Genomic DNA, 18665 nt, shown 5'->3' on the forward strand with positions numbered 1-18665 from the left:
ATCCTTCCCTTTGTGCTCTGGAGACCTCACATGTCTGACTTCTCTGGCTTGTCGCTGGTCATCGAGCCGAGCGACCTGCTCGCCCGTCTCGATGCTCGCGAACTGATTCTGGTCGACCTGACCAGCAGCGCCCGCTACGCCGAAGGCCATATTCCCGGCGCGCGCTTCGTCGACCCCAAACGGACTCAACTGGGTCATCCGCCGGCGCCGGGCCTGCTGCCGCCACAGGCTGCACTTGAAACCCTGTTCGGCGAACTGGGGCATAACCCGGACGCGGTCTACGTGGTCTACGACGATGAAGGCGGTGGTTGGGCCGGACGCTTCATCTGGTTGCTGGATGTCATCGGCCACAGCAACTACCACTATGTGGACGGCGGCCTGCTGGCCTGGCTGGCGGAAGGCTTGCCGGTTTCAACCGAGGTTCCAGCGGCTGTCGGCGGCCCGGCTGCACTGACCTTGCACGACGAGCCCACCGCTACCCGCGAATACCTGCAAAGCCGTCTCGGCGCCGCCGATCTGGCGATCTGGGACGCACGCGGGCCGCTGGAATATTCCGGCGAGAAAGTCCTCGCTGCCAAGGGCGGACACATCCCCGGCGCAGTCAATTTCGAATGGACCGCCGGCATGGACAAGACCCGCAACTTGCGCATCCGTAGTGACATGCCGCAGATCCTCGAACAGCTCGGGATCAGCAAAGACAAAGAAGTGATTACCCACTGCCAGACCCACCATCGCTCTGGCTTCACCTATCTGGTGGCCAAGGCGCTCGGTTATCCGCGGGTCAAAGGCTACGCCGGCTCCTGGGGCGAATGGGGCAACCACCCCGACACGCCTGTTGAGATTCAAGGTTCTTAAGGACAGTTAATGAAAAAGCGTTTGTTTATCCTCAGCCAGTACCTGCTGCCTCATCACCTGCTCTCGCGTCTGGCCGGCTGCATCGCCGAATGCCGCGTGCGCTGGTTCAAGAACGCCTTCACCGCCTGGTTCGCCAAGCGTTATCAGGTGGACATGTCGCAAGCGCTGGTCGAGGACCTGACCGCTTACGAACACTTCAACGCGTTCTTCACCCGCGCACTGAAAGATGGCGCCCGCCCGCTGGACCAGACCCCGGACGCAATCCTCAGCCCGGCTGACGGTGCCGTCAGCCAGCTCGGCCCGATCGAGCACGGTCGCGTGTTCCAGGCCAAGGGCCACAGTTTCAGCGTGCTGGAATTGCTCGGCGGTGATACGGCAAACGCTGCGCCGTTCATGGGCGGCGATTTCGCCACTATTTACCTGTCGCCCAAAGACTACCATCGCGTACACATGCCGCTGGCCGGCACCCTGCGCGAAATGGTCTACATTCCGGGCCGGATCTTCTCGGTCAACCAGACCACCGCGGAAAACGTTCCAGAGTTGTTCGCCCGTAACGAGCGCGTCGCGTGCATCTTCGACACCGAACGCGGGCCAATGGCTGTGGTCTTGGTCGGTGCGATGATCGTCGCTTCGATCGAAACCGTCTGGGCCGGGCTGGTAACGCCGCCCAAGCGCGAACTGAAAACCTTCCGCTACGACGAAGCTGCCCGCGCGCCGATTCACCTGGAAAAAGGTGCCGAGCTGGGTCGCTTCAAACTGGGTTCGACGGCGGTTGTGCTATTTGGCCCGAATCAAGTGAAGTGGGCTGAAGAGCTGGCGGCTGGTTCGCCAGTGATGATGGGCCAAGGCATGGGCTTGCCAAACGCCTGATCCTTGCGCATGTGATCGTTCCCACGCTCCCGCGTGGGAACGCCGCCCGGGACGCTCCGCGTCCCTTCTCAAGCGTGACGCAGAGCGTCACCGGATGCATTCCCACGCGAAGCATGGGAACGATCAGGTTGGTCAGGCTCAGAGTTGACCGTCGCGGTCTCTGAAGCCCAGCAGATACAGCACGCCATCCAGCCCCAGGGTCGAAATCGCCTGCTTGGCCGACTGTTTGACCAGCGGCTTGGCACGGAACGCCACGCCCAGACCTGCAATTGCCAGCATCGGCAAATCGTTGGCACCGTCGCCGACGGCAATGGTCTGCTCCAGACGCAAGCCTTCCTTGTGCGCCAGCTCACGCAGCAAATCAGCTTTGCGCTGTGCATCGACGATTGGCTCGACAGCCACACCGGTCACTTTGCCGTCGACCACTTCCAGCTCATTGGCGAACACATAGTCGATGCCCAGCTTGGCTTGCAGCTGTTTGGCAAAGTAAGTGAAACCGCCCGACAGAATGGCCGTCTTGTAGCCCAGGCGCTTGAGTTCGGCGAACAAGGTTTCAGCGCCCTCGGTCAGGCGCAGGGAAGCCCCGATCGAGTCCAGCACGCTGACGTCCAGCCCTTTGAGCAAGGCCAGGCGCTCCTTGAAGCTGGCGCGGAAATCCAGTTCGCCGGCCATCGCCCGCTCGGTGATTTCCGACACCTTCTCGCCCACCCCGGCGGCCTTGGCCAGTTCGTCGATCACTTCGGCTTCGATCAGTGTCGAGTCCATGTCGAACACCGCCAGACGACGGTTGCGACGGAACAGTGAATCTTCCTGGAAGGCGATATCGACGTTCAGCTCCTGGGCCACGCTGAGGAACTCGGCACGCAGGGCCTGCGGATCGGCCGCTTCGCCACGCACGGAGAACTCAATGCAGCCCTTGCCCTTATCAGCCGGAGTGTCCAGTGGCATACGCCCTGACAAGCGGTCAATGTGATCGATGTTCAGCCCGTATTTGGCAGTGATCGAACTCACGCGCTGCAACTGCTCGGCCGTCACTTTGCGGGTCAGCAAAGTCACAATATGGCGCTTCTTGCCTTGAGCGCCGACCCACTGCTGGTAATCCTCTTCGGAGACCGGCGTGAAACGCACCTGTTGCCCCAGCTCGTAGGCCTTGAACAGGATGTCCTTGAGCACCGACGAACCCTGTTCGGTGTCGGGAATTTCAACCAGGATGCCGAACGACAACGTGTCGTGGATCACCGCCTGACCGATGTCGAGAATGTTCACACCACCCTGGGCCAGTACACCGGTAATGGCCGCAGTCAGACCCGGACGGTCGACTCCCGTGATGTTTATCAGGACGATTTCGCGCAAGGCGCACCCCCGCAAGTGGAAAAAAACCGCATTCTACCCACTTTCAGTGACCATCGGGCACAGCGAGCGCTTTGCCGGTCTGGGGCCTGTCGCTATACTGCGCGTCAACTTCACGGACAAAAGAGCCGAGCTCAGTGAACCGGCCTACGCCAGTTAAAACCGATAACTTCTTTCTGCTGATCTTCCGGGCACTGCGCCATCGCCGTGTACCGATTGCATTGCGCATTGCCAGCCATAACGTGATCCTGGTCGCATTGGCCCTGGTGATCTACGCCTGCGTGATGGGTCTGCAGTTCAAACAGGCCATGCACGAGCAAGCGGATGCCCTCGGCCAGAGCCTGACTACCCAGACAGCGATGTCGGCGACCGAACTGTTGGTGTCCAACGACATCCTCAGCCTCAACGTGTTGCTGAACAACCTGACCAAGAACCCGTTGGTGGCTCACGCGGCTATTTATAGCGTGGACAACCGGATTCTTGCCGAGGCCGGACAGCGTCCCAAGCATGGCTTGCTGGGCGAAGCCGAAGGCATGTACGAGAGCAAGATCACCTTTCAGGACGTGACCGCCGGTCAACTGCGGATCAGCCTGGACATGGCGCAGTTCGAACAGCCAATGACCATCAGCCTGCAAAGCATGGGCATTCTCAGCGCCATCCTGCTGGCGTTGTCCCTGGCCCTGAGCTTGCGCCTGGGTCGGCACATCTCCACGCCGCTGCTGCAATTGCGGGTGTGGCTGCGTGACATCGACGAACACACTCCGGCGACTCAGCGCCAGGACGAAATCGGTGACCTGGCCCGCCAGCTCCACAGCAGTTATGCACCTGAAAAGGTCGAGCCTGAACCCGAGCCAGAACCTGAATTCGACGATTTCGAAGACACTGAAGAGGCCGAGCCGACCTTTGAAGTGCGTAATCTGCGCGACCCGAGCTTCGATGAAAGCGCTCCGGTGGCCGGCCTGAAACCGGCAGCACGGCACGTGGTCAGCGCTGAAGAAGACGAACTGGACGAAGATGATCCTTTTGCCGACCTTCGCGACACCGCTGCCGCCGCGCCCGTTGCCAAGCCGCAGCTCAACAAGCCTGTTGCCCCGGCGCAACCACAGCACAGCGCGGTATTGGCGGTGCAGCTGGGTGCTCAGGATCAACTGCGCCGCCTGCCGCGTGCGCGCCTGACCGAGCTGCTGGAGCGTTATCGCGACTGCCTGGACCAGGCGGCTTCGTTGTATGAAAGCGAACTGCACACCCTGAACGATGGCAGCACGCTGATGCTGTTCCACAGTGAAGACAGCGGCGACGACTACCTGACCAACGCCATCTGCTGCGGCGAGCTGCTGCGAGCGCTCGGCCACCAGTTGCAGATCGAAGTCGCCGACAGCGGCATCACCCTGCAATTGCAGTTGGGCCTGACCTTGGGCGATGGGCTCTTCGGCCTCAGCCAGATTGATCTGCTGCTGACCGAAACGGCTCAGGATGCTCTCGCCTTGTCCCAACACAGCCGAAACCTGCTGCTGGTGGAACGCAAGATCAGCGACGACGTGCTGATCCGTCAACGTGCACGGATCCGCCCAATCGCCAGCCCTGAAGGCGCTTGCTGCGTCGAACGGTTGATGGAACCTTACCCGTCGATGCTGGAGCGGCAACTGGCGCGCATGCATGAGACACGCGCCAAGAGCTGAACCCGGCCGTGAACCAAAAAGCCCGCAGACGAGTGATTGTCTGCGGGCTGATCGTTCCCATGCTCCGCGTGGGAATGCCTCAAGGGACGCTCCGCGTTCCAGCTCCGCCCCATGCACATAGCCTGACATTGATGTGACGCAGAGCGCCAAGGGCTGCATTCCCACGCAGAGCATGGGAACGATCAGCAAAGATCTCCAACCTGCAGAAACAACAAAGCCCGCATCAATGCGGGCTTTGTCTGTACGGCAATCACCTTAGAACCTGAACACTTCCATGTCCGTGCGAATCGGTGAAGCCATCGGGATCTTCGGTTTCTCCGGCTCTGCCGGCGCCGCCGGCTTGGACGCAGGTTTACGCGGTGCTTCGACAACCGGTGGCTGATTGGCCAGCGGCTTGAGCGCGACCGACAGCTGCTCGGCCAAACGTTGCAGCAATATGCCCTGGGCCTGCACCTGAGCGGCTGTACCACTGGCGTGCGGCTCTTGCAGATGAATGATGCGATTGTCACGCACCTGGCCACGACGGTCGATCAACCGCCACTGGGCATCGAGGATCGCCGGTTGCGACTCACCCGAATCCAGGCGAGTGATCGACAGCAAAACCTGTACATCCGGGGTGAAACCCAAGGTTGCCGGTGCCAGCACTACGCGCTGGCTGTCCAGATGGCCGGCCACCTGACGCAATAAAAGCTGGTTGATGTCCGAAGACAGGCTGCCTGCCCAACGACCGTCGGTGGACGCTTGCAGGCTGCCATCAGGCTGACGCTGCAGCAGGGTTTCACGTTGCAGGTAATCGGCAATCGATACCGGGCCCAACAAAACCGCCATGCCCGCACTTTGCGCAGGCTGAGCCGGACTTCCGCTGTCCAGCTGATACAGCGACACCGGCTGGTGAACGCTGCAACCCGCCAGGCCAAATACGCCAGCGAGCAACAAAAGTAGAGGAAGGCGCAGAACAGTCATCATCCCATCCAAGTGACGGCCAACGAGCCGACCACAGTGAAAAATACTCAATCAATATGAAGAACGCAGGACCACGCCCACGTTTGAAAGGCCATATCATCCGTGAATATGGCCTCCGACTCCAGCGCGAAAGCATCGATCTACGGGTTAAATCGTAGATCGAGCGCCCTCGATCGCTTAATTGAGAGTTTCTACCAATAGTGCATCGACACGCTGAAAGCCTCGCGGCAGCTTGTTACCACGGCGTCCGCGCTCACCTTTATAGTGTTCGAGGTCATCGGCTTTGAGCGACAGCGTGCGCTTACCGGCCTGCAATACCAGGGTCGCACCTTCCGGCAATACCGCGATGTCGGTGACATATTCCTCGCGACTGGCCACACGTTCGCCGGAGATACCGATGATCTTGTTGCCTTTGCCCTTGCCCAGTTGCGGCAGGTCGCTGATTTTGAAAATCAGCAGGCGACCTTCGGTGGTGACCGAGGCCAACCAGTTCTGCTCACGGTCAGCGACCGGACGCGGCAGAATCACCTTGGCGTTGTTCGGCAGGCTCAACAGCGCCTTGCCAGCCTTGTTCTTGGCTTGCAGGTCTTCACCCTTGACCACGAAACCGTAACCGGCGTCCGAGGCGATGACGTACAGCCCGTCGTCTTCAGGCATCAACACGCATTCGAAGGTCGCGCCGGGCGGCGGCGTCAGACGCCCCGTCAGTGGTTCACCCTGGCCACGGGCCGATGGCAGCGTGTGCGCCGGCACCGAATAACTGCGACCGGTGGAATCGATAAACACCGCAAACTGGTTGGAACGACCGGCCGCCGCGGTCTTGAAGCCGTCCCCGGCCTTGTACGAAAGCCCGGTGGCGTCGATGTCGTGGCCCTTGGCCGAGCGCACCCAGCCTTTCTCGGACAGCACCACGGTGACTTTTTCGTTCGGCAGCAGATCGTGCTCGGTCAGCGCTTTGGCCTCGGCACGCTCGACAATCGGCGAGCGACGGTCGTCGCCATAGGTTTCGGCGTCTTTGATCAGCTCGCTGCGCACCAGCTTCTTCAGCTTGGTTTCGCTGCCCAGCAAGGCTTGCAGCTTGGCTTGTTCCTTGAGCAGTTCATCCTGCTCATCGCGCAGCTTCATTTCTTCGAGGCGCGCCAACTGACGCAGGCGAGTGTCGAGAATGTAGTCAGCCTGGATTTCGCTCAGGGCAAAGCGTTCGATCAGCTTGGCTTTTGGGTGTTCCTCGGTACGAATGATGTGGATCACTTCATCCAGGTTGAGGTACGCGATCAGCAAGCCGTCCAACAGGTGCAGACGACGCTCGACCTTGTCCAGGCGAAATTGCAGGCGGCGGCGCACGGTCTGAACCCGGAACTCCAGCCACTCCACCAGCAACGCCCGCAGGTTCTTCAGCTGCGGCTTGCCATCCAGGCCAATGATGTTGATGTTGACCCGGTAGCTCGACTCCAGCTCGGTGCTGGCGAACAGGTGCTGCATCAACGCCTCATGATCGACCCGGCTGTTGACCGGAATGATCACGATACGGCATGGGTTCTCGTGGTCCGACTCATCGCGCAGGTCCGCCACTTGCGGCGCCTTGGACGGCTTGGCCTGCATCATCGCGGCAATCTGTTCCAGCACTTTGGCGCCGGAGACCTGGTGCGGCAATGCGGTGACGACAATGTCGCCGTCTTCGATGTGGTACACGGCGCGCATGCGCACCGAACCGCGACCGGTTTCGTAGATTTTCAGCAGGTCGGCGCGCGGTGTGATGATTTCCGCTTCGGTCGGATAATCCGGGCCCTGGATGTGTTCACAGAGCTGCTCGACCGTGGCTTTCGGTTCATCGAGCAAGCGCACGCAGGCCGTGGCGACTTCCCGCAGGTTGTGCGGCGGAACGTCGGTGGCCATACCCACGGCGATGCCGGTGGTGCCGTTGAGCAGAATGTTTGGCAAACGCGCTGGCAATACCAGCGGTTCGTCGAGGGTGCCGTCGAAGTTCGGGCCCCAATCCGCCGTGCCCTGGCCCAGTTCGCTGAGCAGCACTTCGGAATAACGCGACAGGCGCGCCTCGGTGTAACGCATGGCGGCGAAGGATTTCGGATCATCCGGCGCACCCCAGTTACCCTGCCCGTCCACCAGCGTATAGCGGTAGCTGAACGGCTGGGCCATCAGCACCATGGCTTCGTAGCACGCCGAGTCGCCGTGCGGGTGGAACTTGCCGAGCACGTCACCGACCGTACGCGCGGATTTCTTGTGCTTGGAGTCAGCGTCCAGCCCCAACTCGCTCATGGCGTAGATAATACGCCGCTGTACAGGTTTCAAGCCGTCGCCGATGTGCGGCAAAGCACGGTCCATGATCACGTACATGGAGTAGTTGAGGTAGGCATTTTCGGTGAAGTCGGCCAGTGAACGGCGTTCAACGCCGTCCAGGCTGAGATCCAGGGAGTCGCTCATGCGGGCCTCATCAGTTCGTTGTCTGGCGCAGCAACAAGGTGCCACTGCGCTGGGTAAATTCAAATTTTTTCAGGATGCTCATGACTTGGCGTCCCAGCCGCCTTGCGGCGCGGCAAAGCGCCAGACAATCGGCCGGGCTTCGCCATCCGCGCGAGCACCATTGTTGTTGTCGATGCCGATCCAGGCGCCATCAGCGTCGACCACCAGTGCTTCGGCAAGACCATAAGGCTGTGGATAGCGTCGATGCTCCTGCAAGGCTTCAGCCGCGAATGACCAGCAGCGCTCGACCTTGGCGCTCAGTGCATCGCGACGGCAGATTTGAAAAGCGTTGCGCTCCAGGGTGAAAAGCTTGCCGTTGAACAGTGCCAGATCCGCAAAATCTTTGGATACCGGCTTGGCGTTGGGAAATGGCGCGGGCTGCATTTCCTTGCCAGCTTCGCTCAACAGCACACAGCTGCCGTCACAATCCCAGACAGTTTGTTGGCGCTTGACCAGCAACAAACCACGCCGCTCGCGCTCGGCCGCCAGCCATAGTTGATCACCTTGCGGACTGATCGCCAGCCCTTCGAACAGCGCGTTGAAGTGCAGCAACATGCCACTGGCTCGCGCTTCGCGAACCATGATCGGTGAAATTCTCAGCCACGCGGCTGGCCCCTGCACCGGCACTTGCAGCACTGCGGCATGGGCTTCACTGACGATGTAGCGGTTACCGGCCTTGTCACAGGTGATCCCCTCGAAGTCGAGGTTTCCACCGCGCACGAACGATGCCGCCCAGGTGCGCGACTTCAGCCCCCAGGGCAACCCGCTGTCAGGCACCGGCGGCACATTGATGCGCACGGTTTCGGCCTGCCAGACGCGCTCGCTGGTATCGAGCCGGTAGATCTGATCGTCATCACGATCGGAAACCGTCCACAGGTCTTTGCCGCATTGCGCCAGCCCCGACAAGTTACCGCCACGCATGCCGTCCACGGCATGCTCGGAAACCAGCGTCAGTTCCGGCGCAGGCTCCGCCGCAACGGCGGACGCCAACAGCAGCAACGCAAGGGCGAAACCGCTCCGCATCAGGCCAGAACCTCGGCCAGATTACCTTTGGACTCCAGCCAGGACTTGCGGTCGCCAGCGCGTTTTTTCGCCAGCAGCATGTCCATCATTTCCGAGGTAGCTTCAAAATCATCCAGCGTCAGTTGCACCAGACGTCGAGTGTTCGGGTCCATGGTGGTTTCACGCAGTTGCGGCGGGTTCATTTCACCCAGACCTTTGAATCGGGTGACCTGCGGCTTGCCGCGTTTCTTCTCGGCTACCAGGCGATCGAGAATGCCATCGCGCTCGGCTTCATCGAGGGCGTAGTAAATCTCTTTGCCGAGGTCGATACGGTACAGCGGCGGCATCGCCACATAGACGTGACCGGCGTCCACCAACGGCCGGAAATGCTGGACGAACAAGGCACACAGCAAGGTCGCGATGTGCAAACCATCGGAGTCGGCGTCGGCGAGGATGCAGATCTTGCCGTAGCGCAGCTGGCTCATGTCCGCGGCGCCCGGATCGACACCAATGGCCACGGCAATGTTGTGCACTTCCTGGCTGGCCAGCACTTCGCTGCCGTCGACTTCCCAAGTGTTCAGAATCTTCCCGCGCAGCGGCAGGATCGCCTGGAACTCTTTGTCCCGCGCTTGCTTGGCCGAACCGCCGGCGGAATCACCTTCCACCAGAAACAGCTCGGAACGCATCGGGTCCTGCCCGGCGCAATCGGCGAGTTTGCCCGGCAAGGCCGGCCCTTGGGTGATGCGTTTACGCTCGACCTTTTTACTGGCCTTCAAACGGCGGCCAGCGTTGTTGATCGCAAGCTCAGCCAGTTGCAGGCCCAATTCGGGATTCGCGTTGAGCCACAGGCTGAAAGCGTCCTTGACCACGCCGGAAACAAACGCCGCCGCCTCGCGGGACGACAGGCGCTCTTTGGTCTGGCCGGAGAATTGCGGCTCCTGCATTTTCATCGACAGGACGAAGGCAATGCGCTCCCAGACATCTTCCGGTGCCAGCTTCACGCCACGCGGCAGCAGGCTGCGGAACTCGCAGAACTCACGCATTGCGTCGAGCAAGCCCTGACGCAAACCGTTGACGTGAGTACCGCCCTGGGCCGTCGGGATCAGGTTGACGTAGCTTTCCTGCACGCTGTCACCACCTTCAGGCAGCCACAGCAGCGCCCAGTCGACCGCTTCTTTATTACCGGCCAGGCTGCCGCAGAAGGGTTCGTCCGGCAGACGTTCGAATTCGCTGACTGCATCGACCAGGTAGGAACGCAGACCGTCTTCGTAATGCCATTCGACTTTTTCGCCGGTGGCCTTGTCTTCAAAACTGACCAGCAACCCCGGGCACAATACGGCCTTGGCCTTGAGTACGTGTTTGAGGCGGCTGATGGAGAATTTCGGTGAGTCGAAGTATTTCGGGTCCGGCGCAAAGTAGACGCTGGTCCCGGTGTTGCGCTTGCCAACGGTGCCGACCACTTCCAGGTCGGTGGCTTTGTAGCCATCGGCGAAGGTCATCTGGTACTCGTTGCCATCGCGTTTGACGCGCACCCGGACCTGGGTCGACAGGGCGTTGACCACCGAAATACCCACCCCGTGCAAACCGCCGGAGAACTGGTAGTTCTTGTTCGAGAACTTGCCGCCGGCGTGCAGCTTGGTGAGGATCAGCTCGACGCCCGAGACGCCCTCTTCAGGGTGAATGTCCACTGGCATGCCACGGCCGTCATCGCTGACTTCCAGGGAATGGTCGGCATGGAGAATGACCTGCACCGATGTCGCATGCCCGGCCAAGGCTTCGTCGACACTGTTGTCGATGACTTCCTGGGCAAGGTGGTTCGGCCGACTGGTGTCGGTGTACATGCCGGGGCGTTTGCGCACCGGGTCGAGGCCCGAGAGGACTTCGATGGCGTCTGCGTTATAAGAGCTAGCGCTGGGAGTGGCCATGGGGTCTCGTCGTCAGTCGTTCATGAAAATAGGGGCGAAGGTTCACACTGCTGTGAAATCGATCGCCTGGTACACATCTGCGCCGATGCCGGCAAAACTCAACAGGGCCGGTAATTGCCCGGCGAACCCCTGGAAACTATGGTCGCCGCCGGCCTGGATACGCAAGGCACAGGCTCGGTAATACTGCTGGGCGAGGCGATAGTCCAGCGTTTCGTCCCCGGTTTGCAACCACACCTGAAACCGCTGCGGGTCCTGGGGTGCCGGCACTTCCAGCTCGGCCAGTGCCGTCACGTGGTCGTGGGTCAATTCCCAGGTCTCTTCGGTATACAGGTTCTTCTGCGGGCCCAGGTATCCGTCGAACATCCGGTGCGGGCTGACGGCAGGGTTGATTAACAGGGCCTTGAGGCCATGGCGCTCGGCAAGGTGAGTGGCATAGTAGCCGCCGAGGGAGCTGCCGACCAGCAATGGCCGCCCCAGCCTGGCAATCGCCTGTTCCAGCTGACCGATGGCCTCGCGTGGATGGTGATGCAAGGCCGGCACCAGCAACTGGTCGCCCAGCCCCAGACGATCCATCACATCGACCAGCTGACAGGCCTTTTTCGACGCGGGTGCGCTGTTGAAACCGTGGATATAAAGGATCGAACCAGACATGCGAGCTCCCTGTGAGGCGGGCAAAGATGCCGCAGTTTACAGGGAGTCCACGAGATTGACTTGCTCTGGAACGAATCAGATTGTTCCGGTCAGAGACAAACCTTGTGGCGAGGGAGCTTGCTCCCGCTGGGCGGCGCAGCGGCCCCAAAACATTCAATCGCGTTCAGACAGATTCACCGCACGCATCGGTTTTACGACCGCTTCGCGATCGAGCGGGAGCAAGCTCCCTCGCCACAAAGGCACCTCAGTACCTCAGTAGCCGTTGGAACCGTAATCGATCTGGAAATCGAACCCGGTCACCCGCTCGACCCCGGTTTCCAGCCGTCCGTCCGGCAGCAACCGTAGCCAGCGATAGCCTGGTGCCAGGGTATCGACCTTGAAATCCACGCTACCAGGCTCGAACTGGATGCACGTCGATGGCGAAGCGATCAACCGCACATCGTTGCGCAACTGATCGATTTCCTGATGCACATGCCCCCAGAGCACTGCCCGCACTTGCGGGAAGCGATCGAGCACGGCAAACAGGGCGTCCGGGTTGCGCAGGCCAATCGGTTCCATCCAGGCACAACCGATAGACACCGGATGATGGTGCAAGCACACCAGATGATGGCGCTCCGGCGCTTCGCTCAGGGCACGCGCGAGCAGTTGCAGTTGGTCATCCTGCAAATACCCGGGCACCGAGCCCGGCACTGCCGAATCCAGCAAGGTGATCCGCCAGTTACCGATGTCCACGATGGGCTCCAGCAACTGACTCTGGACCGCGGCCTGGGCCATGATCTGCGGCTCATCGTGGTTGCCGGGAATCCAGCGCGCGGGCGCATCGATCTGCCGGGTCATCTCGCGAAACTGCTGATACGACTCAAGCGTGCCATCCTGGGACACGTCGCCACTGGCGATCATCAGATCGATGCGCGGCTGTTGTGCCAGCGCCAACTCGATAACCTTTTGCAGGCTGTCGCGGGTGTTCATGCCCAGCAACACCCCATCCGCCTCGGCGAACAGATGGCTGTCAGAGAGCTGCACCAGCAACACGGCATCGTTGGCTGTCAGAGTGGATACGCTCGGCAAGGCGTTCTCCCAAGGCGTGATCACGGAAATGGATGAATGGCGCAATTATGCTGGGGGAAATTGAAAAGAGGAAACCCGTGAACCAGACGCAGTTCACAACTAACGCACAACTTCGAACTCATGCCCGCAGGCCAGGCAATGACTCAGCCACTCGCCGAGAAACACATTGAGCTGGGCCTTTTCATCCGGCTGGTGCATCAACGCATTCGGATAAGGATAGATGCCGCGAAAGCGCCGCGCATGTTCGGCACTGATGACTTCGGCCATGCGCGCGTCGTGGTAGACCTGCACTTCCAGTTGCGGCACCGGCAGCCATGGCAGGCTGTGTTCCTGGCGCACTCGCAGGGTCGTGGTGTACGGACATGCCTGCAACACTTCCAGCATCAGCACGCCCAGCATCTGCTCGCCCTGGGTCATGGCAATGCGCCGGGCAGCCGGCTGATTGCGCATCTCCGGTAACAGGCGCATCAGTCGGGCGTAGTTGGCCTCGCAGGCGCTTTGCAGCCCCACAAGATCGACCCGATAACGATCGCGCTGTTTGTTTACGACCATAACCCCCTCACTTCAACGCGGTTCAAAGCCAGCCATTGCAAGGCAATAATGCTCGCCGCGTTGGAAATCCGTCCATCACGTACGGCTTGCAGGGCATCTTCGAAATCCCAGACCGTCACGCGAATATCTTCTGCTTCCTCCACCAGCCCATGCAGGCCGCCGGCCCCATTACTGTTACACCGCCCCAGATACAAGTGCACGTATTCGGTACTGCCACCGGGCGACGGAAAATAATTGAGCATCGGCCACAGCGCAGTGAATACAAGCCCAGCTTCCTCCTGCGCTTCGCGGTGAGCAACTTCTTCCGGATGTTCATCCTTATCGATCAGACCGGCGACCAGTTCGACCAGCCACGGGTTATCAGTCTTGCCCAATACACCGGCGCGAAATTGCTCGATCAATACCACCTCGTCCCGCTGCGGATCGTAAGGCAAGACACACACAGCATCATGACGAACGAACAACTCGCGGCTGATCTCGCGACTCATGCCACCGGCAAACAGCTCATGACGCAGGTGCACGCGATCAAGCTGGTAAAAACCCTTGAAGCAGTTTTCGCGGCGTACGACGTCTACGATGGTCGGGGTGGCATTGGCAAAATCAGTCATAACAATCCTCGTTTACTGTCAATCCGTCCGGGGCTCCCCCCAGGCTTCGCGCCATCCTAACGCGCCCACATCGTTTGATGCAGCCTCTTTGCCGTCAGCGGGATAGACGGCAAGGGGTGAAAACAACTCTAATTGACTCTAATTAGCTTAGTGGCGAACCGACCGCACCGCTGGCAGTCGAAGACCCTGAATTTTGCCTTTCTCTGATTCATGAAGGACGCCCATGTCGCTGTTGAAAATCGCCTCCGTGGCCTGTATTGCCCTCACGCTCGGCGCTTGCCAAAGCCTGTTCCAACCCAGCTATCGGGCACAGGTGACATCCACTCGCGATGCGTCCGAGCAGGTCAAGCCGGGTTGCGACGGCCCCGACTGCCCGCTGGTGAATATCGACACGGTGCATTTCCCGACCGAGCCGCAACTGGACCGGATCGTCGAACAGCGCCTGCTGCAAATGACCCGCACCTCACCGGGCGCGGCGCTACCCGCTTCCCTCAACGCCTACCGCGAACAGTTCCTGCGTGAATCAGGCGATCGCAACAGCGTCTACTTGCAAGCCAAGGTACGTGAGCAGCATGACGGACTGGTGATCATTGAAGTGTCCAGCTATCTGGACACGGGCGCGGCCAATGGCACGCCGGGACGGGGCTTTATCAACTACTCGCGCCAGCTGCAAAAAGAGCTGAGCCTGAACGACATGCTCTTGCCGGGGCAGGAAGTGGCGTTCTGGAAGACCGCACAAGTTGCGCACAATAGCTGGCTGATCAATTCGCAACTGGATCGGGATCCGGACTTCGTCAAAAGCTGGCCATTCCAGAAAACCCCGAACGTGGCCTTGACCAGCGCCGGGGTGGTGCTCAAGTACAACGTTGCGACCATCGCGCCCTATTCGAGTGGCCTCATCGAAATGACCATCCCCTACGCTCGCCTCAAGGGCCAGATCAAGCCTGAGCTGGTGCCTGAGCGTAGCTGAAGACCCGACCCAGCAGCAGTTGCAGCAGCCCTGCCACTACCAGCGATGGCAGGGTTGCGCCGACCTCCGGATACAGATTCGCCAGCAAGTGATAGGTGCTCACCCCGCCCAGCCAGGCGAGCAATGCCGGCCAGCGCAAGGCGGCTGACGCAATTTGAGCGCTGCGCTTGCGCAGGATGAAATGATCCACCAGCACCACGCCGAACAGCGGCGCAAACACCGAACCGATCAACAGCAGGAAGTTCTGGTACTGGGCCAGTGGCGCCAGGCACGCGATCAAGGTGCAGATCACCCCGATGGCCAAGGCCAGGTGCTCGACTTTCATGCGCAACAGAATCCCGCTGGAGACCGCCGCCGAATGAATGTCGGCGAACGCGTTTTCCGACTCATCAAGCAGGATCAGCAACAGCGGAATCCCCAGACCGGCACCGGCCAGTGCCAACAGCAAGGCGTTGACTTCACCACTCGGGGCAAACGCCAGGGTGTAGGCAACGCCCAGGCTCATCAGCCAGAAGTTACCAATGAAGAAGCCCAGCGCCGTACCGCCGAATACACTTTTCGCACGCTTGCCGAAACGCGAGTAGTCGGCAATCAGCGGCAACCACGACAGCGGCATGGCGATGGCAATATCAAAACCCACGGCGAATGGCATCGAACCGTCACCGGCCTGTGCCCACAGCGCGGCCAGATCGGCTTTGGCGAAGAGGTTCCAGGTCAGCCAGGTGCACGCCGCCAGCAGCAACCAGATGCCCCATTTGCGAAGGATCTGACGGACAAACGTCAACGGGCCACTAACCGCGAGCAAGGTCGCCAGGGCGCCGAACACCAGCGTCCAGAGCAATGGATTGGCCATCAGGCTAGCGTCGCTGAACGCACGGGCGCCGAGCAGGCTGGCCGCGTCGCGCATGACGATGATTTCGAACGAACCCCAACCGATCAGTTGCAGCAGGTTCAACAGCGCCGGCAGGCTCGCACCGCGAGTACCAAGGCTCAGTTTGAGTGCAGCCATGGCCGACAGGCCGGTATCGCTGCCGATCACCCCGACGCACGCCAGCAGCAGAACGCCGACCAGCGTGCCCAGAAAAATTGCCAGCAACGAGCCCGACAAGCCCAACCCCGGCGCCAGCAAGGCCCCGGTCTGCAAGACCATCAGACCAATGCCGAGGGAGAACCACAGGGAGAACAGATCGCGGGCACCGAACACGCGCTGGGCCAGAGGCACGGCGTGGTCGGGAGAATAGGTACTGGGTTTAATACTCAAGGGGGGTTATCTCAGAGGAACATTTGTTGTGCTGGTCTTGGCGCCCATACCCTGTAGGAGCAAGGCTTGCCCGCGATAGCGGTGTGTCAGATACACCGCTATCGCGGGCAAGCCTTGCTCCTACAAGAGCCGCGTCAGCCATAAAATGTGGGCTCGCCTCAGCGAGCCCACACACTCGGATCAAACCTTCTTGTACAACTGACTGCCTTCCTGCTTGAAGCGCTCGGCCTGTTCGGCCAGACCTTGGGCGACTTCGGCATCGACGGTTTCGATCCGCTGGTTGGCCGCATATTCACGGACTTCCTGGGTGATTTTCATCGAGCAGAATTTCGGCCCGCACATCGAGCAGAAATGCGCGACCTTGGCCGAGTCTTTCGGCAGGGTTTCATCGTGGTACGAACGCGCGGTGTCCGGGTCCAGGCCGAGGTTGAACTGATCTTCCCAGCGGAATTCGAAACGCGCCTTGCTCAAGGCGTTGTCGCGGATCTGTGCGCCCGGATGTCCTTTGGCCAAGTCTGCCGCGTGGGCGGCGATCTTGTAGGTGATGATCCCGGTCTTCACGTCATCCTTGTTCGGCAGGCCCAAGTGCTCCTTCGGCGTGACGTAGCAGAGCATGGCGCAACCGAACCAGCCGATCATTGCCGCGCCGATGCCCGAGGTGATGTGGTCGTAACCCGGTGCGATGTCGGTGGTCAATGGGCCGAGGGTGTAGAACGGCGCCTCGTCGCAGCACTCGAGCTGCTTGTCCATGTTCTCCTTGATCAACTGCATCGGCACGTGGCCCGGGCCTTCGATCATGGTTTGCACGTCGTGCTTCCAGGCGATCTTGGTCAGCTCGCCGAGGGTTTCCAGCTCACCGAATTGCGCTTCGTCGTTGGCGTCGGCAATCGAGCCAGGACGCAGGCCATCGCCCAGCGAGAAGCTGACGTCGTAGGCCTTCATGATTTCGCAGATGTCTTCGAAATGAGTGTAGAGGAAGTTCTCTTTGTGGTGCGCCAGGCACCACTTGGCCATGATCGAACCGCCACGGGAAACGATCCCGGTCACGCGTTTGGCGGTCATCGGCACGTAGCGCAGCAACACGCCAGCGTGGATGGTGAAGTAGTCGACGCCCTGCTCGGCCTGCTCGATCAGCGTGTCGCGGAACAGCTCCCAGGTCAGGTCTTCGGCGGCGCCACCGACTTTTTCCAGCGCTTGATAGATCGGCACGGTACCGATCGGCACTGGCGAGTTGCGGATGATCCACTCACGGGTTTCGTGAATGTGCTTGCCGGTGGACAGGTCCATGACCGTGTCCGAACCCCAGCGAATGCCCCAGGTCAGTTTCGCCACTTCTTCTTCGATGGACGAGCCCAGCGCACTGTTGCCGATGTTGCCGTTGATCTTCACCAGGAAGTTACGGCCGATGATCATCGGTTCCAGTTCGGTGTGGTTGATGTTCGCCGGGATGATCGCGCGACCGCGGGCGATTTCTTCACGGACGAATTCCGGGGTGATGATTTTCGGCACGCTGGCACCGAAGCTGTGACCGGCGTGTTGCTGATCCAGCAGACCTGCGGCACGGGCCACTTCGAGCTTCATGTTTTCGCGGATGGCAACGTATTCCATCTCGGCGGTGATGATGCCTTTGCGGGCGTAGTGCATCTGGCTGACGTTGGCACCCGGCTTGGCGCGGCGCGGGTTGTTCACGTGAGCGAAACGCAGCTTGGTCAGCTCGGCATCGGCGAGGCGTTCCTGGCCGAAGTTCGAGCTCAGGCCGGCCAGGCGCTCGGTATCACCACGCGCCTCGATCCACGGCGAACGCACGTCGCCCAGACCTTTGCGCACATCGATGATGACGTTGGGATCGGTATACGGGCCCGAGGTGTCGTAGACCACGACCGGTGCGTTGATTTCACCGCCGAAGTCGGTGGGCGTCACGTCGAGGCTGATTTCGCGCATCGGCACGAGGATGTCCGGGCGAGAGCCCTGAACATAAATTTTTTGCGAGCGGGTAAAAGGCTGAACCGATTGCTGATCGACTTTGGCCGAGTCACTCAAATTGATCGCATTTTTTGATTTTGTAGTCATCACGGGCTCTCCAGACTTCATCCAGGCAGTGGGATTTTGTCGGAGCGAACCTGTAACGAATGGACGCAGCCCACCAGTGAAAACTCCAGCTGGATGAGTGCTGTGCTGAGTGCACGAGGGTTGTTCGATTGTCGAACAACATCCCGGACGAAGCACAAGAGGACTCGCCGGGTGACGAGAAATCTTGTTCCCTACGCAGGCTTAAACCTGATCAGGTTCAACGGGATCCGAAATTATTCGATCTCAGCCTCATAGCAAGGCACCCCGACAAGAACCCGGCCAGTCTAGACACAACCGACAAAGAACGCCAACACCGGTGCAATCAGCGTGATGAATGGCGTCATTACAGGATTGTTGCCG

15 protein-coding genes and 1 riboswitch are annotated in these 18665 nt (G+C 60.4%); of the genes, 4 read left to right on the forward strand and 11 right to left on the reverse strand.

All coding sequences use genetic code 11. The features are described from left to right. Window positions 1-30: 30 nt before the first annotated feature. Together KRR23_RS25495 and asd are read left to right on the forward strand one after the other, a co-directional pair. Entirely contained in the window at window positions 31-855 is an 825-nt protein-coding gene (locus tag KRR23_RS25495; RefSeq protein WP_216744703.1) for a rhodanese-like domain-containing protein, read from the forward strand. Window positions 856-864: 9 nt separating this feature from the next. Beyond that, entirely contained in the window at window positions 865-1725 is an 861-nt protein-coding gene (gene asd, locus KRR23_RS25500; protein ID WP_216744704.1) for an archaetidylserine decarboxylase, read from the forward strand. A 138-nt stretch (window positions 1726-1863) separates the two neighbouring features. On the opposite strand, the gene serB is transcribed toward asd, so the two are convergent. Next, complete coding sequence (serB, locus tag KRR23_RS25505; RefSeq protein ID WP_019691491.1) at window positions 1864-3078, reverse strand: phosphoserine phosphatase SerB; 1215 nt, start codon at window positions 3076-3078, stop codon at window positions 1864-1866. Between the two features lie 134 nt (window positions 3079-3212). Here serB and KRR23_RS25510 point away from each other — a divergent pair, with 134 nt between their 5' ends. After that, window positions 3213-4754, forward strand: a complete 1542-nt coding sequence (locus KRR23_RS25510; RefSeq protein ID WP_216744705.1) for an AhpA/YtjB family protein — start codon at window positions 3213-3215, stop codon at window positions 4752-4754. 255 nt (window positions 4755-5009) lie between these two features. Here the strand turns inward: KRR23_RS25510 and KRR23_RS25515 are convergent, their stop codons facing one another. The 8 genes from KRR23_RS25515 to KRR23_RS25550 form a co-directional block, all read right to left on the reverse strand. Further along, on the reverse strand, window positions 5010-5717 hold the full coding sequence (locus KRR23_RS25515) for a membrane integrity-associated transporter subunit PqiC (protein WP_054595336.1): 708 nt from the start codon (window positions 5715-5717) through the stop codon (window positions 5010-5012). Window positions 5718-5894: 177 nt separating this feature from the next. Further along, complete coding sequence (gene parC, locus KRR23_RS25520) at window positions 5895-8159, reverse strand: DNA topoisomerase IV subunit A (RefSeq protein WP_216744706.1); 2265 nt, start codon at window positions 8157-8159, stop codon at window positions 5895-5897. A 78-nt stretch (window positions 8160-8237) separates the two neighbouring features. Further along, window positions 8238-9221, reverse strand: a complete 984-nt coding sequence (locus KRR23_RS25525) for an esterase-like activity of phytase family protein (protein WP_216744707.1) — start codon at window positions 9219-9221, stop codon at window positions 8238-8240. Continuing rightward, window positions 9221-11125 (reverse strand): DNA topoisomerase IV subunit B, encoded by a 1905-nt coding sequence (gene parE / locus KRR23_RS25530; protein ID WP_123581900.1) that lies wholly within the window; start codon window positions 11123-11125, stop codon window positions 9221-9223. The genes KRR23_RS25525 and parE overlap by 1 nt, the downstream gene beginning before the upstream one ends. Window positions 11126-11167: 42 nt before the next feature. After that, window positions 11168-11776: a YqiA/YcfP family alpha/beta fold hydrolase gene (locus KRR23_RS25535; RefSeq protein ID WP_216744708.1), complete on the reverse strand. Its 609-nt coding sequence runs from the start codon at window positions 11774-11776 to the stop codon at window positions 11168-11170. 252 nt (window positions 11777-12028) lie between these two features. Then, window positions 12029-12844 carry a 3',5'-cyclic-AMP phosphodiesterase gene (gene cpdA / locus KRR23_RS25540; RefSeq protein ID WP_216744709.1) on the reverse strand — a complete coding sequence of 272 codons (816 nt, stop codon included), beginning with the start codon at window positions 12842-12844 and terminating at the stop codon, window positions 12029-12031. 99 nt (window positions 12845-12943) lie between these two features. Then, window positions 12944-13396: a DUF1249 domain-containing protein gene (locus KRR23_RS25545; RefSeq protein WP_019691483.1), complete on the reverse strand. Its 453-nt coding sequence runs from the start codon at window positions 13394-13396 to the stop codon at window positions 12944-12946. Beyond that, window positions 13387-14004, reverse strand: a complete 618-nt coding sequence (locus KRR23_RS25550; protein WP_103316324.1) for an NUDIX domain-containing protein — start codon at window positions 14002-14004, stop codon at window positions 13387-13389. Before KRR23_RS25550 ends, KRR23_RS25545 begins: the two co-directional genes overlap by 10 nt. A gap of 223 nt (window positions 14005-14227) precedes the next feature. On the opposite strand from KRR23_RS25550, the gene KRR23_RS25555 reads away from it, so the two are divergent. Beyond that, window positions 14228-14974: an RsiV family protein gene (locus tag KRR23_RS25555; RefSeq protein ID WP_216744710.1), complete on the forward strand. Its 747-nt coding sequence runs from the start codon at window positions 14228-14230 to the stop codon at window positions 14972-14974. Here the strand turns inward: KRR23_RS25555 and cytX are convergent. Then, the gene (gene cytX / locus KRR23_RS25560; RefSeq protein ID WP_216744711.1) at window positions 14943-16235 is read right to left on the reverse strand and encodes a putative hydroxymethylpyrimidine transporter CytX; all 1293 of its coding nucleotides are present in this window, start codon (window positions 16233-16235) and stop codon (window positions 14943-14945) included. The genes KRR23_RS25555 and cytX overlap by 32 nt on opposite strands. 180 nt (window positions 16236-16415) lie before the next feature. Continuing rightward, entirely contained in the window at window positions 16416-18305 is a 1890-nt protein-coding gene (thiC, locus tag KRR23_RS25565) for a phosphomethylpyrimidine synthase ThiC (protein ID WP_216744712.1), read from the reverse strand. A 171-nt stretch (window positions 18306-18476) separates the two neighbouring features. Continuing rightward, window positions 18477-18582: riboswitch (TPP riboswitch) on the reverse strand. Between the last annotated feature and the right edge of the window lie 83 nt (window positions 18583-18665).

Origin of the sequence: Pseudomonas sp. CVAP#3, assembly GCF_018986375.1 — a bacterium.
Lineage (GTDB): Bacteria > Pseudomonadota > Gammaproteobacteria > Pseudomonadales > Pseudomonadaceae > Aquipseudomonas > Aquipseudomonas helvetica.